General features: G+C 63.2%; 13 protein-coding genes. 4 read left to right on the top strand and 9 right to left on the bottom strand.

Annotated elements, in window-relative coordinates:
• Positions 1 to 13: 13 nt before the first annotated feature.
• Positions 14 to 649 (top strand): LysE family translocator, encoded by a 636-nt coding sequence (locus ACWGTI_RS12335; protein WP_454587361.1) that lies wholly within the window; start codon positions 14 to 16, stop codon positions 647 to 649.
• 186 nt (positions 650 to 835) lie between these two features.
• Here the strand turns inward: ACWGTI_RS12335 and ACWGTI_RS12330 are convergent, their stop codons facing one another.
• From ACWGTI_RS12330 to ACWGTI_RS12300, 7 genes are all read right to left on the bottom strand, one after another.
• Positions 836 to 1,927: a 3-deoxy-7-phosphoheptulonate synthase gene (locus tag ACWGTI_RS12330; protein ID WP_454587360.1), complete on the bottom strand. Its 1,092-nt coding sequence runs from the start codon at positions 1,925 to 1,927 to the stop codon at positions 836 to 838.
• A gap of 416 nt (positions 1,928 to 2,343) precedes the next feature.
• Positions 2,344 to 3,138 (bottom strand): SDR family oxidoreductase, encoded by a 795-nt coding sequence (locus ACWGTI_RS12325; RefSeq protein ID WP_454587359.1) that lies wholly within the window; start codon positions 3,136 to 3,138, stop codon positions 2,344 to 2,346.
• A gap of 30 nt (positions 3,139 to 3,168) precedes the next feature.
• Positions 3,169 to 4,164, bottom strand: coding sequence for an inositol 2-dehydrogenase (gene iolG / locus ACWGTI_RS12320; protein ID WP_454587358.1), 996 nt, complete (start codon positions 4,162 to 4,164; stop codon positions 3,169 to 3,171).
• 111 nt (positions 4,165 to 4,275) lie between these two features.
• A complete protein-coding gene (locus ACWGTI_RS12315; RefSeq protein WP_454587357.1) occupies positions 4,276 to 5,043 on the bottom strand; it encodes an ATP-binding cassette domain-containing protein in 768 nt (255 codons plus the stop codon).
• A gap of 2 nt (positions 5,044 to 5,045) precedes the next feature.
• The gene (locus ACWGTI_RS12310; protein ID WP_454587356.1) at positions 5,046 to 6,122 is read right to left on the bottom strand and encodes an ABC transporter permease; all 1,077 of its coding nucleotides are present in this window, start codon (positions 6,120 to 6,122) and stop codon (positions 5,046 to 5,048) included.
• Positions 6,123 to 6,231: 109 nt separating this feature from the next.
• Positions 6,232 to 7,173 (bottom strand): sugar ABC transporter substrate-binding protein, encoded by a 942-nt coding sequence (locus ACWGTI_RS12305; protein WP_192255366.1) that lies wholly within the window; start codon positions 7,171 to 7,173, stop codon positions 6,232 to 6,234.
• A gap of 347 nt (positions 7,174 to 7,520) precedes the next feature.
• Complete coding sequence (locus tag ACWGTI_RS12300; RefSeq protein WP_454587355.1) at positions 7,521 to 8,552, bottom strand: LacI family DNA-binding transcriptional regulator; 1,032 nt, start codon at positions 8,550 to 8,552, stop codon at positions 7,521 to 7,523.
• A 162-nt stretch (positions 8,553 to 8,714) separates the two neighbouring features.
• Here ACWGTI_RS12300 and ACWGTI_RS12295 point away from each other — a divergent pair, with 162 nt between their 5' ends.
• Genes ACWGTI_RS12295 through ACWGTI_RS12285 form a run of 3 tightly spaced genes read left to right on the top strand, consistent with a single transcriptional unit; the run spans position 8,715 to position 11,390 of the window.
• Positions 8,715 to 9,809 carry a fatty acid desaturase family protein gene (locus ACWGTI_RS12295; RefSeq protein ID WP_454587354.1) on the top strand — a complete coding sequence of 365 codons (1,095 nt, stop codon included), beginning with the start codon at positions 8,715 to 8,717 and terminating at the stop codon, positions 9,807 to 9,809.
• 31 nt (positions 9,810 to 9,840) lie between these two features.
• The gene (locus ACWGTI_RS12290) at positions 9,841 to 10,155 is read left to right on the top strand and encodes a MocE family 2Fe-2S type ferredoxin (RefSeq protein WP_454587353.1); all 315 of its coding nucleotides are present in this window, start codon (positions 9,841 to 9,843) and stop codon (positions 10,153 to 10,155) included.
• On the top strand, positions 10,152 to 11,390 hold the full coding sequence (locus tag ACWGTI_RS12285) for an NAD(P)/FAD-dependent oxidoreductase (protein WP_454587352.1): 1,239 nt from the start codon (positions 10,152 to 10,154) through the stop codon (positions 11,388 to 11,390). Before ACWGTI_RS12290 ends, ACWGTI_RS12285 begins: the two co-directional genes overlap by 4 nt.
• 92 nt (positions 11,391 to 11,482) lie before the next feature.
• On the opposite strand, the gene ACWGTI_RS12280 is transcribed toward ACWGTI_RS12285, so the two are convergent.
• Both ACWGTI_RS12280 and hslU read right to left on the bottom strand, forming a co-directional pair.
• Positions 11,483 to 12,439: a DUF1402 family protein gene (locus ACWGTI_RS12280; RefSeq protein WP_454587351.1), complete on the bottom strand. Its 957-nt coding sequence runs from the start codon at positions 12,437 to 12,439 to the stop codon at positions 11,483 to 11,485.
• A gap of 172 nt (positions 12,440 to 12,611) precedes the next feature.
• Positions 12,612 to 13,925, bottom strand: coding sequence for an ATP-dependent protease ATPase subunit HslU (gene hslU / locus ACWGTI_RS12275; protein ID WP_454587350.1), 1,314 nt, complete (start codon positions 13,923 to 13,925; stop codon positions 12,612 to 12,614).
• Positions 13,926 to 13,928 lie beyond the last annotated feature (3 nt).

Genomic DNA, 13,928 nt, shown 5'->3' with positions numbered 1-13,928 from the left:
ACAGGCAACTGACATGAGCTACGCAGAAAATCTCTGGCTGTTCTTTATCCTGCTGTTCGGCATCATCATCGTGCCCGGGATGGATATGCTGTTCGTGCTTGCCAATGCGCTGACCGGTGGCCGCGACAGGGGCCTCGCAGCGACCGGCGGCATCATGGTCGGCGGCATGGTGCACACGCTGAATGGCGCCATCGGCGTCGGTCTGCTGATGCATTTCGTGCCGATCCTGTTCAAGCCGCTGCTGCTGGCCGGCGCCGCCTACATGGCCTTTATCGGCATCACACTGATGCGCAGTTCCATCACCGTCGGCCATGACGGGCCAGCCGGCAGCCGTTCGGCATGGAAGGCGTTCCGCCAGGGTCTTATGACCTGCCTGATCAACCCGAAGGCCTATCTGTTCATCCTCGCCGTCTATCCGCAGTTTCTGAAGCCGGCTTACGGCCCGATCTGGATGCAGGCGACCGTCATGGGCCTGCTGACGGTTCTGACCCAAGCCGCCATCTATGGCGGGCTGGCCATCACGGCCGGCCGCAGCCGCACGCTGCTGGTGGCTAATCCGCGGGCGACGGCGATTGCCGGCCGGGCGGCCGGGCTGCTGCTGTTTGCGGTTTCGGTGTTTACGGCATGGGAGGGGTTGAGGGCAGCGTAGATGGCGCTCCCCCTCTCCGTCTCGGCTTCGCCGAGCCACCTCTCCCCCACTTTGTGGGGGCGAGGAACCCAAGCCTTTCAACGCGGCGACCTCAGCGATTGGCGTTTCCTCGCCCCCATGAAATGGGGGAGAGGTGGCCGCGAAGCGGTCGGAGAGGAGGATGGCGCTGCCGTGTGCGATTGCCTCTCAAGCCGCGCCCTGCCGGCTGTCCAGCATGGCGCGGCGGGCTGAGCGGCGCCATTCCACCGCACCTGCCAGGCCGTGCAGCACGGTCTCGGTGGTTGCCCAGTCGATGCAGCCATCGGTAATGCTCTGGCCATAGGTGAGCGGCTTGCCCGGCACCACGTCCTGGCGGCCTGCGACCAGATTGCTCTCGATCATGACGCCGATGATGCGCTCGTCGCCCGCCGCCACCTGGCCGGCCACATCGGCCGCCACCTTGGGCTGGTTCTCCGGCTTTTTGCCCGAATTGGCGTGGCTGACATCGATCATCAGCCGGGGCGCCACACCGATGCGGGCGAGTTCGACCGAGGCGGCCTCGACGCTCGCCGCATCATAGTTGGGCTGGACGCCGCCGCGCAGGATGACGTGGCAGTCCTCATTGCCGGATGTCGCAGCGATCGCGCTGCGCCCACCCTTGGTCACCGCCATGAAATGATGCGGCTGGGCAGCCGACTTCACCGCTTCGGCGGCAATCCTGAGATTGCCGTCGGTGCCGTTCTTGAAGCCGACTGGGCAGGACAGGCCTGACGCCAGCTCGCGATGAATCTGGCTTTCGGTGGTACGCGCGCCGATGGCGCCCCAGGCGACGAGGTCGGCAATGTATTGCGGGATCGTCATGTCGAGGAATTCGGTCGCCGCCGGCAGGCCGAGATTGTTGACGGCCGACAACACGTTGCGCGCCATCCGCAGCCCCTTCTCTATGTTGAAGGAGCCGTCGAGATCAGGATCGTTGATCAGGCCCTTCCAGCCGACAGTGGTGCGCGGCTTTTCGAAATAGACGCGCATGACGATCTCGAGCCGATCGGACAGGGTCTCGCGCAGCGCCGCCAGACGGCTGGCATAGTCAACGGCCGCGACCGGATCGTGGATGGAACAAGGGCCGACGATGACAACAAGTCGATCGTCGGCCCCGGTCAGGATGGAGTGGATGGCGTTGCGTGATGCGGCAACGGTGCGCGTTGCCGTCAGCGTGCGCGGAATCTCCCGCATCACCTGGTCCGGCGTGCTCAGTTCTCGAATTTCCATGACCCGAAGGTCGTCTGTGGTGGTCAACACGGCTTTCTGCTCCTGTTTTCTTAGGAGACCTGCCGGCTGAAACAAAAAAGCCGCCAGGTCTGGCGGCTTGTCGGACTTGTTGCTGCAATCTTCAGATCGAGCGCAATCCTCCCGCCGCCAGCGAGCTGCTAAAGTACCAATACGTGGCGAACAGGTTGATCATGGGGGCTCATATAGTCGATGCGGAGGCGCTTGTCACGGGGGTGTTTAGCGCCCCTCTCCCCGTCCCTATACGGGGAGAGGGTGACGGCAGGCAGGTGAGGGGCGGCGCGAACGCCGGAGAGATGAGGCGGGCATTGGCTTTCATGCTGAGCTTGGACCCGGAAACTGTTAAAGTCGGCGCTGCCCCTCATTGCCCTGCCGGGCATTTCTCCCCGTATAGTGACGGGGAGAAAGGGCCAGCGGACTCGCCGGCCTTACTCCGGCGATGTCCCCGCTACATTCTGATCATAATCCACCAGCGACCCGGTCATGACGCCGGATTGCGGGCTGGCCATGTAGCTGATCAGCCGCGCTAGCTGGTCCGGTTTCACCAGTTGGCCCATCGGCTGGCCGGCCTCGGCCTTTGCCAGCCAGTCGTCGGAGGCGCCGTGCCACTTCTTCTGCACGATGTCCTCGCCTTCGGTGTCCATCCAGCCGGGCAGCACGGCGTTGCAGCGGATGCGGTTGGAGCGGTAGGCGTTGGCGACGTTCTTGGTCAGCGTCGCCAGCGCGCCCTTGCTGGAGGAATAGGGCGCGAGGAACGACTGACCGCAATGCGCCGACATCGACAGGACATTGACGATCGAGCCCGGCGCTTTCTTCTCCAGCAGATGCGCCACGACGCCCTGCATCAGGAAGAAGGGGCCGCGCACATTGGTGGCAAATATCTGATCGAACGTTTCCTCGGAGGTTTCCACCAGCGAACCACGCGCGGACGTGGCGGCGGCGTTGACCAGCGCGTTGATGGTGCCGAAATGCGAGATGGCGGTCGTCACCGCACGCTTGCAGTCGGCCACTTTCGAGACGTCGGCGCTGATGAAGATGGCGTCGACGCCCAGCTTCTTGAAATGGGCAACGGCCTTGTCGCCCTTCTCCTGCGAGCGGCCGATAAGCGCCAGCGCCCGGCAGCCCTCATCGGCAAGTGCTGTGGCGACAGCGAAGCCGATGCCTTGCGCGCCGCCGGTGACGATGGCGCGCGTTTTCGAATTGCGATCGGCTGATGTGCTCATCGCTCTGCTCCTGGCTTGGGATTCCGGTTCTTACTTGTCGAGGCGGACGGTCTTGCCCGTCGTCGCCGACTTCAGCGCGGCATCGGCCAACTTCAGCGCCACGAGGCCGTCGGCGCCGCTGGGCGATGCCTTCTTGCCCGAGGTTGCGGCGGCGATGAAGGCGGCGATCTCGATGGCGTAGGCGTCGAGATAGCGGGTCATGAAGAAGTCGTGCAGTGGCGGGCGGGTATAGCCCTTGTCGTTGGCGACCTCGATCGACACCGGCCGCTGGTTTTCGGCGGCGACCATGCCTTTGGAGCCATGCACCTCGATGCGCTGGTCATAGCCATAGGTGGCGCGGCGCGAGTTCGAGATGACGGCCTGTTTGCCGGAAGCGGTCTCGAGGATGACGCTGACGCTATCGAAATCGCCGGCTTCGCCGATTTTTTTGTCCACAAGCACCGAGGCATGGGCGCTGACCGCCACCACCTCCTCGCCGAGCAGGAAGCGGGCCATGTCGAAGTCGTGGATGGTCATGTCGCGAAAAATGCCGCCCGAGCGCTTGATGTAGTCTATCGGCGGCGCGCCCGGATCGCGCGAGGTGATGGTGACCATTTCGACCGTGCCGATGGCGCCGTCGTCGATCGCCTTGCGCACAGCGGCGAAATGCGGATCGAAGCGGCGGTTGAAGCCTACCATCAGCGTCGCCTTGGCCTTCTCGACCACGGCCAGGCACTTCTCGACGCGCTTGACGTCGAGGTCGATCGGCTTCTCGCAGAAGATCGCCTTGCCGGCCTTGGCGAAGCGCTCGATCAGGTCGGCATGGGTGTCGGTCGGCGTGCAGATGACGACGGCGTCGATGTCTTTGGCTTTCTCGATGGCGTCGATGGTGCGCACTTCGGCGCCATAGGCTGACGCCAGTTCTGTCGCTGCCTTCTCGAAGGCGTCGGCGACGGCAACCAGTCTGGCCTGCGGGTTGGAGCCGACGGCGCGGGCGTGGACCTTGCCGATGCGGCCGGCACCGAGGAGGGCGAAGCGAACAGTCATGGAAATTTCCTTTGAGGGATTGGTTCGAGAGAGAGGTGGATCCACCTTCCTGTCAGGGAAAGGTGGCAAGGCTATTTTTCCAGCGCGCCAGAAACCGGATGACCATCCTGTTCAGGCCGCAAGGTCTGCCTCGCCGGTCTTGGCGCCGGTGATGTAGGAGACGATGTCGTTCCCGTCAGTGTTCTCCTTGCGCAGATTGGCGACGATGCGGCCGCGCCGGAAGACGACGATGCGGTCGCACAGGTCGAACACCTGGCGCATATTGTGGCTGATCAGGATCAGCGGCTCGCCATTGTCCTTCAGCGTACGGATGATGTTTTCGACCTGCGCGGTCTCCTGCACGCCGAGCGCCGCCGTCGGCTCGTCCATGATGATCAGCTTGGAGGCGAAGGTCGCGGTGCGGGCGATCGCCACGCATTGCCGCTGGCCGCCCGACATGTGGCGGATGGTGTTGGACAGATTGGGGATTTTCACCGCCGTCCGCACGAGCGCCGCCTCGGTCGCCTTGCGCATGTATTTGCGGTCGAGGATCGAGAACGGACCGAGGTTGAACAGCACCTTTTCGCGGCCGAGGAACAGGTTCGACGGCACATCGAGATCGTCGGCCAGCGCCAGGTTCTGGAACACCGTTTCGATGCCCGCCGTGCGGGCCTCGATCGGCCCGGCAAAATTCACTTCCTTGCCGTCGAACCAGATCTGGCCGCTGGTGCGTTGCTCAACAGCGGTGATCTGGCGCACGAAGGTCGACTTGCCGGCGCCATTGTCGCCCATGATGGCGACATGCTCGCCCTTGCGCAGCTCGAAATTGGCGCCTTCGAGCGCATGCACGCCACCATAGCGCTTGGTGAGGTTTTCGGTCTTCAGGACGATGTCTGACATGGTCAAGCCCTCAATGCCCGCATGCGCTGACGCCACTGGTCGAGAACGACCGCGCCGACGATGATCACGCCCTTCACCATCTCCTGATAGTAGGCGTCGAGGCGCAGGAAGGTGAAGCCGGAGATGATGACGCCGAAGATCAACGCGCCGATCACCGTGCCGATGATAGAGCCACGGCCGCCCGACAACGAGACGCCGCCGATGACCGCCATGGCGATGGCGTCGAGTTCATACATCACACCCATGCCGGACTGGGCGGTCAGGTTCTTGGAGCACAGCACGACCGCGGCGAGCGAGGCAAGAATGCCGGCGATCGTGTAAACGAGGATCTTGTGATTGGGGATCTTGATGCCGGACATACGCGCGGCATCCTCGTTGGATCCGATGGCATAACAATGCTTGCCGTAGCGCGTATAGGTCAGGATCAGCTGAAACAGCACCGCCAGCGCCAGGAAGATGATCACCGGCCTCGAGCCGGTGCTGATGGCGGCAAAACTGTCGGTGGGAAACGAGATCGGCTGGCCTTTGGACCACCATTTGGCGATGCCGCGCGCGGTGATCATCATGCCGAGGGTGGCGATGAAGGGCGGGATGCGCGTGTAGGCGATCAACGAGCCGTTGATCAGGCCGGCGAGCATGCCGCAGCCGATCGCGACCAGCACCGGCACGATGACCGGCAGGTCGGTCCAGCCTTGCGCCAGGAACATCGCCTTGGGGTTGGGGTTGCCGTTGACCGTCGCCACCTGGGCAAAACTCATGGCGATCATGGCGGTGGCGCCGACGATCGAGCCCGAAGACAGGTCGATGCCGCCGCAGATGATCACCTGCGTGACGCCGATGGCGATGATGCCGACGATGGACACCTGAAGGATGATGATCTGCAGGCGGGCTTCATTGAAGATGCCGGCGACGTTGTCGCGGGTGTTGAACAAAAAGGAGTCGCCGAGAAAGATGCGGCCGATCAGTTCGAAGACGATGACGAGGATGACGAGCGCCAGGAAGACGTTGAATTCGGCCGGCCATATGCGCTTCTTTGCGTCATAGCTGACCCCGCCGACGCCATGCGATGTCTGTGACAATCTTCGATCCTCCGTCAGCCGCGGTCGTTCCTCGCCGCCTTGCCGGCAGCGAGGGAAGAAGGAGCGGCGCTGTCTTTTGTGTGAGAGCGCCGCTCCGTATGCGTACGGCTCAGTTCTTCTTCAGGAACTTGTCGATGTTGGCAGGCGTCACGAGCTGGAAGGGCACGTAGACCTTGTGCTCGACCTTCTCGCCCTTGGCGAGCTTCAGTGCTGCATCGAGTGCGCCAGCGCCCTGGCCGGCCGCGTCCTGGAACACGGTGGCGTCGAGGTCGCCGGCCTGCATGGCTGCAAGCGCGTCCTGAGTGGCGTCGACGCCGCCGACGACGACCGACTTCATGTCGACGTTGGCGGCCTTCATCGCCTGGATGGCGCCGATGGCGCTTTCGTCATTGTTGGCGATGACGCCGTCGAACGGCTTGCCGGTCGAGAGCCAGTTGGTCATCAGGTTCTGGGCTTCGTCGCGATTCCAGTTCGAGGTCTGCTTGTCGATGATCTTGATGAAGCTGCACTCCGGCGTGGCGATGACATCGTCGATGTCCTTGGTGCGCTGCACGGCGGCCTGGTTGGAAAGCTCGCCCATGATGACATAGACATTGGCTTCCTTCTTGCCGGCCTCAGTGAACAGGCGGCAGACTTCCTTGGTCTCGAGCGTGCCGGAATCGGCCTCGTTGGAAGCGACGAAAGCCTGGTTGTCCGGCAGCGTGTCGACATTGACCGGCTCCCGGTTGACATAGACGAGCGGGATCTTGGCTGCCGCCGCGGCATCCGACATCGCCTGCGTGGCCGAAGTGTCGACCGGGTTGACGATGATGGCGTCGACACCCGAAGCGGCGAAGTTCTTGATCTGGTCGAGCTGCTTGGCGACGTCGTTCTGCGCGTCCTCGACCTGCAGCTCAACGCCGCTCATGCCCTTGGCCTGCTCGATCATGCCGTTGCGCAGCACGGTCAGGAAGTTGTCGTCGAACTTGGCCATCGAGACGCCGATCTTGGCGGCGAAAGCGGACGAACTCATCAGCGCCGCGAAGGCGACGCCCAAAATCAGTTTCTTCATTGTGTTTCTCCTCCACATTTGGTGTCCGGCTGCACCGATCTACCCGGAATCCCCGATCGCCCGAGGAATCTCTCCCTGATATCGTCTCTGTTCCGGATGGCGTTTTCCCAAGGATTGGAACGCCAGGCTCCCTGTTTGAAACAGATGTTCCGGAACGAAAGAACCAAAATCCCTAGCTGGTGAAATATTTATTCCATTTTTCCGAGACGTCAAGAGCCATTCCAAAACCGGGTGAAGGATTTTCGGAGGATGGGCCTGTCACTTCGCCATCGTAGGGTGGAGCAGTGCGAAGCGACGTCGCGGGAACCCCGGGATCCATGCTGCGACCTCCGCTGGCGTCGCAAACGTTAGATATTCTCCGGCAGATAAATATCGAACGGCAAAAACGTCTGGCCCGGCGCGTTGGCGGCGCCCGTCTCTATGGCATGCGCCATCAGGTCGACCAGCTCCCGGCTGAGTGCCGCCAGCGGTGTCGAGATGACCATGGTCAGGATGCCGTCTGCCAAAGCCGCGCGCGACACCGCCGTGATCTCGTTGCAGATGACGGCCGGCATTTCGGCCGGCTTGGCTTGCCTTAACGCCGCGACCGCGCCTTCCATGCCGCCGCCGGCCACATAGCAGCCGACGAGATCGGGGTGGCGGCCGAGAAGATTGAGCAGCGTGTCCTGGGTGATCTCGTTGGCCTCGAGATTGACCAATGTTTCCAGCAAGGTGAACTCCGGCGCCTGCTCGCGGAAGAAGGAGCGGAAGCCGATTTCGCGCAGTTCATGGCCGTGGAAGCGGTGGCTGCCGACGAACAGCGCGACCTTGCCTGGTCGCATCGCCGCTTTCGAGATCATCCAGGCCGCGGAGCGGCCAACCTTGCGGTTGTCGAGGCCGACATAGCCCTCGCGAATGCCGGCGGCGAAGTCGGACAGCAGCGAAAAAACCGGCAGACCCTTGGCCTTCATCTCCTCGACGGCGGCCGTCACTGTCGGGTGATCTGGCCCGACCAAAGCGACGGCCCGGCATTTGGAAGCCAGCTTGCGGGCGCGCTCGACGATTTCTTCAGGCGTCAGCGAGTCTGCGAAATCGATCATGGCGACGCCACGAAAGCGCGGCGATTGCGATACGGCCAGCTCAAGCTGGCGCGCAAATTCGCTGTAGAAGACGTAATTGCCCCTGAGCAGCAGGAAGCCGAGCCGATACTCCGGTAGCTCATGGCGCAGGCGCTGCTTGATCAGGCCGGCAGCGTGATAGCCGATCTCCGTCGCCGCCTCATAGACGCGGCGCGCCGTTTCCTCGCGCACCGGCAGGCGGCTGTTGAGCACGCGATCGACCGTAGCAACGCTGACGCCGGAAATGCGCGCCAGGTCGGTGATGGTCGGCCGTTTTGCCATGCTCGCCTCGTCGGGTTCGTCCGAAGCTTACTACATCATCCTGATAGGAAATGATAGAAACTATCTTTGTGATGTTGAGTCTATCATCGGTCGGCGCTATTTTCACGCTCGAAGCCAGGCTGGCATTCGCTGGAGCGAGCGCCGTTGCCGTGGGAGGCAATCATGACCGCAACACCCTTCCGGCGCGACTACAGCCTGATCGGCCGCGACGCCAAGCTCGCCGTCGAGACAGGGCTTTCGGCCGCCGAGTGGTATCACACCGACATTCCGCGCAAGCAGATGAAGGAGCTGATGCAGCGCTCCGACGGGCCGGCGATCCGCGACACCGCGATCTGGCTCGCCGCGTTGATCCTGAGTGCGGCCGGCGGCGCCTGGTTCTGGGGTACGTGGTGGTGCGTGCCGTTCTTGTTCGTCTATGGCGTGCTCTACGGCTCCTCGACCGACTCCCGTTGGCACGAATGCGGCCATGGCACGGCCTTCCGCACGCAGTGGATGAACGATGCCGTCTACCAGCTCGCCTGCTTCATGATCATGCGCAACCCGGTGACCTGGCGCTGGAGCCACACGCGCCACCACACCGACACCATCATCGTCGGCCGCGATCCCGAAATCGCCGTCATGCGGCCGCCGGACCTTTTGCGTGTGGTGCTCAACTTCTTCGGCATTCTCGACGCCTGGAATGCGATGTCAGACATGCTGCGCAATGCCGCCGGCGTCATCAGCGCCGCCGAAAAAACCTTCATTCCCGAGCAGGAGCAGCCTAAGGCGATCCGTGTGGCCCGCATATGGCTCGCCATCTACATCGCGGCCATCGGCTTGGCCCTCTACCTGCATTCCTGGCTGCCGCTGATGCTGATCGGCCTGCCCCGCCTCTATGGCGCCTGGCATCACGTCATGACCGGGCTGCTGCAGCATGGCGGCCTCGCCGACAATGTCATTGACCACCGCCTGAACAGCCGCACGGTGCTGATGAACGCGGTCAGCCGCTTCATCTACTGGAACATGAATTACCATGTCGAACACCACATGTTCCCGATGGTGCCCTTTCACGCGCTGCCCAGGCTGCATGCACTGATCAAGCACGATCTGCCGGCGCCGACGCCGTCGATGCTTGCCGGCTATCGCGAGATGATCCCCGCTTTCCTGCGCCAGTTGCGCAACGAGGACTATTTCATCAAGCGCGAATTGCCGCCGACCGCCAGGCCGTACCGCGAGGAATTCCACAACGATGCCGTCGCCGCCGCAGCGGCGGAATGAGCGCGGCGATCCGATTTTCGGGGAGGTACAAATGAGCGACTGGGTCGAGGCCTGCGCCGCCGGTGACATTGATGAAGAGGATGTGATGCGCTTCGATCATGGCGGCCGCACCTTCGCCATCTATCGCAGCCCGGACAACGACTATTTCGCCACGGATGGCCTTTGCACTCATGAAAAGGTGCATCTCGCCGACGGGCTGGTGATGGACGACATCATCGAATGCCCCAAGCACAATGGCCGCTTCAACTACAAGACGGGCGACGCCCGTGGCGCGCCGGTATGCGTCAACCTCAGGACCTATCCAGTCAAGGTCGAGGCCGGCAAAGTGCTGATCCAGATCGGATGACTGATATGAAGCGCGGGATGGTCATCATCGGCGCCGGGGAATGTGGCGGACGGGCAGCGCTGACGCTGCGCGAACTCGGCTATGGCGGGCCGGTGACGCTGGTCGGTGACGAACCGCATCTGCCCTATGAGCGGCCGCCTTTGTCGAAGGACGCGATGACGAGCGATGCGCCCGAGATCAAGGCGATCGCCAGTGATTCGCTTCTGGCCGAACGCGCGATCCGGCATATCCATTCGGTTCAAGCGGTGGCGATCGACCGCACGGCACATACGGTCCGGCTGACCGACGGCTCGGTCCTGCCCTATGACAAGCTGCTGCTGGCAACCGGCTCGACGCCGCGCAAACTGCCGATGCCGGGGTTGGGTGAGCGCTGTGTCTATCTCCGCACCTTTGCTGATGCGCTCGCCATTCGCAGCCACCTGAGCCCGGCAAACCGCATCGCCATCATTGGCGGCGGCTTCATCGGCCTCGAACTCGCTGCGGCGGCGCGCAAGCTCGGAGCGGCGGTCACCGTCATCGAGGCGCAGCCGCGCATCCTGATGCGCGGGGTGCCGGCCGAGATCGCTGAAGTCATCCATGCGGCGCATGAGGCCGAAGGCGTGGCCGTGCTCACCGGCGCAGGGATCGCTTCCATAGCCGACGATGGCGCCGAGGTCAGCATCACATTCGCCGATGGACGATCAATCGTCGCCGACCTCGCCGTCATCGGCATCGGCGCCGTTCCGGTCACCGCGCTGGCAGCGGAAGCGGGGCTGGCCATCGACAACGGCATTGCCGTTGACGCCACGCTTTGCACCGACGATCCGGATATCTTTGCCGCCGGCGACTGCTGTTCGTTTCCACTCGCTGTCTATAACGGCCGGCGCGTGCGGCTGGAGGCCTGGCGCAACGCCCAGGAACAGGGTGCGCTGGCGGCGAACAATATGCTGGGGGCGGCCGAGGCACATGCGGCGGTGCCGTGGTTCTGGTCGGATCAGTACGGCCTGTCGCTGCAGATTGCCGGGCTTTCCGACGAAGGAAAAGGCGCCGTGCGCCGCGACCTCGGCGACGGCGCATTCATTCTTTTCCACCTCGCCGAGGATGGCAGGCTGGTGGCGGCGAGCGGCATCGGCCCCGGCAATGCGGTGGCGCGCGACATCAGGCTGGCCGAGATGCTGATCGCCAAGCGGGCGAGGCCGGCGCCGGAGGCTTTGGGATCGCAGGCGGTGAAGCTGAAGTCATTGCTGGCGGCGTAAGGGCTGACTTACCCAGACCTGCGGGAGCGGCACCGCCCCACCCGGACCTTTGGTCCGACCTCCCCACAAGGGGGAGGTAGAGGGCCGCGCGCCTAAAACAGCGCCTTCAGCTCGTCCAGCTTGTCGTTGACCAGCCAGCCGTAATAATTCTCTTCCGGCAGTTTCACCGGCTCGCCGGCGGCGCGGCGCTTGTCGTTCTCGGCCTTCAGCGCATAGGCGCGCTGTTCGGGGTTGCCGACATTGTACAGCGTGGCGGTGAGCCCCGGATTGCCCGAAATGTCGAAGCCGGCAATGTTCTTATAGGCGTCGATCGACTTGCGGATCGTCGCCGCCACATAGGGCAGCGTCAGATCCGGATCCATGATCGTCTTGTAGACCCCATTCGGATCGCCGACATCGAGCTCCGGCAGTCCCGAAACCTTGTGCACGAGATCGCTCATCTGCAGCGCGGTCAACGGGTTGAGTTGGCCCAGGCCAAAGGTCTGGCCGGCATAATAGGGCTGGAAGAAGGTGGCGCCGAAGCGGTCGTTGGGAAAGCTCGTCCCGCCGACGGTCTTGCCGCGGAAAGAGTGGTTCCACACCTGCTCGCGGCATTCCCACAGATCGTAGCTGTCCGACATTGTGCATTTCTTGAATTCCGGCCGTTGCACGAAATCGGTGATGTCCTCGCCGTCATAGGCGAAGGACAATTTGCTGGAGAGGTAGGAAATCGCCTTGACGTAGTAGGTCTGCAGCCGGTCATAGGCGTCGACATTGTAGGTGTGCTCGCCGACGATGGCGCCGACGATGTGCAAGGGGTTGATGCCGTAAGCGGCGGCCGCCTTCTTGATCTTGCCGCGCAGTTCCGCGTCGCTCTGCAGCAGCGCATAGACCTTGCGGTATTTGGCCTGGAAGGTGGTGTTGGTGGCCTGGGTGCGACGGCTGGAGGCGCCGGGTATGTCTGGCTGCACGGCGTTGCGGTTGCCCGCCGGCACCAATGTTGCCGCGTCGGCGGCGAACAGCGTCGCCGCCAGCGTCAAGCCGAGAATGATCAGGATCAGTTTTTTCATGCCGCCGCCTAAAGAATTGCCGCGCAAACTAGGGAGTGCTCCCGGTTGAGTCGAGAGCGCCCCGTCGCACGGCAAGACGAAAGGTGGCCGCATGGTACCATCCGGCCACACATCATGCAGTTTGCCGGAAATTGTTGCCTGAACCGGCGCCGGACTGATCCGGCGCCCCCGTTTAAAGGATGAATCGCGACAAATCTGTGTTTCTGGAGAGGTCGCCGACATGCTTTTCCACATAGGCGGCGTCGATAGTGACGCTGGTGCCGTTGCGGTCCGGCGCGTCATAGGAGATCTCGTCCAGCACGCGCTCCATCACCGTCTGCAGGCGTCGGGCGCCGATGTTCTCGACACTGGCGTTGAGGTCGACGGCGATGCCGGCCAGCGAATCGATGGCGTCGTCGGCGAAGGTCAGGTCGACGCCTTCCGTCTTCATCAGCGCGATGTACTGCTTGATCAGGCTGGCCTCGGTCTCGGTGAGGATGCGGACGAAATCGTCCTTTTCCAGCGCCCTCAGTTCGACGCGGATCGGCAGGCGGCCCTGCAATTCCGGCAGCAGGTCTGACGGCTTCGAGACATGGAAGGCGCCCGAGGCGATGAACAGGATGTGGTCGGTCTTCAACGGTCCGTATTTGGTTGCCACGGTCGTGCCTTCGATCAGCGGCAGAAGGTCGCGCTGCACGCCTTCGCGTGAAACGCCGGCGCCCATGCCGCCCTCGCGCGAGGCGATCTTGTCGATCTCGTCGAGGAAGACGATGCCGTCATTTTCCGTCGCATCCAGCGCCCGGCGCACCACCTCGTCCTGGTCGAGCAGCTTGTCGGACTCGTCGTTGACCAGCAGCGCGTAGGACTCCTTCACGGTGGTCTTGCGCGCCTTGGTCTTCTTGCCGCCCATCGCCTTCGACAGCATGTCGTTGATGTTGAGCACGCCGATATTGGCGCCCGGCATGCCGGGAATCTCGAAGCCGGGCATGCCGCCAGTGCCGGTATCGGCAACCTCGATCTCGATCTCCTTGTCGTCGAGCTCGCCGTCGCGCAGCTTTTTGCGAAAGGAATCGCGCGTTGCCGGGCTCGCCGTCTTGCCGACCAGGGCTTCCAGAACGCGCTCCTCGGCGTTGAGGTGGGCGCGCGCCTTGACGTCCTCGCGCATCTTGTCGCGCACCAGGCCGATGGCGATCTCGACGAGGTCGCGGATGATCTGCTCGACATCACGGCCGACATAGCCGACCTCGGTGAACTTGGTCGCCTCGACCTTGACGAAGGGCGCTCCGGCGAGCCGCGCCAAGCGGCGCGAGATCTCGGTCTTGCCGACGCCGGTCGGGCCGATCATCAGGATGTTCTTCGGCATCACCTCTTCGCGCATCTGGCCTTCGAGCTGCTGGCGGCGCCAGCGGTTGCGCAAGGCGATGGCCACGGCGCGCTTGGCGTCCTTCTGGCCGATGATGAAGCGGTCAAGTTCCGAAACGATTTCACGGGGAGAGAAGGTGGTCATATC

This window comes from Mesorhizobium sp. ArgA1, from assembly GCF_053714375.1.
The sequence above is the reverse complement of the archived record's forward strand: the minus strand, read 5'-3'. Positions and strand labels throughout refer to the sequence as shown.

Bases quoted from the DNA above. Each gene is read 5' to 3' on its own strand.
- ACWGTI_RS12280 (WP_454587351.1), bottom strand. From the start codon at position 12,439: ATGAAAAAACTGATCCTGATCATTCTCGGCTTGACGCTGGCGGCGACG.
- ACWGTI_RS12290 (WP_454587353.1), top strand. From the start codon at position 9,841: ATGAGCGACTGGGTCGAGGCCTGCGCCGCCGGTGACATTGATGAAGAG.
- ACWGTI_RS12295 (WP_454587354.1), top strand. From the start codon at position 8,715: ATGACCGCAACACCCTTCCGGCGCGACTACAGCCTGATCGGCCGCGAC.
- ACWGTI_RS12300 (WP_454587355.1), bottom strand. From the start codon at position 8,552: ATGGCAAAACGGCCGACCATCACCGACCTGGCGCGCATTTCCGGCGTC.
- ACWGTI_RS12315 (WP_454587357.1), bottom strand. From the start codon at position 5,043: ATGTCAGACATCGTCCTGAAGACCGAAAACCTCACCAAGCGCTATGGT.
- ACWGTI_RS12285 (WP_454587352.1), top strand. From the start codon at position 10,152: ATGACTGATATGAAGCGCGGGATGGTCATCATCGGCGCCGGGGAATGT.
- iolG (WP_454587358.1), bottom strand. From the start codon at position 4,164: ATGACTGTTCGCTTCGCCCTCCTCGGTGCCGGCCGCATCGGCAAGGTC.
- ACWGTI_RS12325 (WP_454587359.1), bottom strand. From the start codon at position 3,138: ATGAGCACATCAGCCGATCGCAATTCGAAAACGCGCGCCATCGTCACC.
- hslU (WP_454587350.1), bottom strand. From the start codon at position 13,925: ATGACCACCTTCTCTCCCCGTGAAATCGTTTCGGAACTTGACCGCTTC.
- ACWGTI_RS12335 (WP_454587361.1), top strand. From the start codon at position 14: ATGAGCTACGCAGAAAATCTCTGGCTGTTCTTTATCCTGCTGTTCGGC.
- ACWGTI_RS12305 (WP_192255366.1), bottom strand. From the start codon at position 7,173: ATGAAGAAACTGATTTTGGGCGTCGCCTTCGCGGCGCTGATGAGTTCG.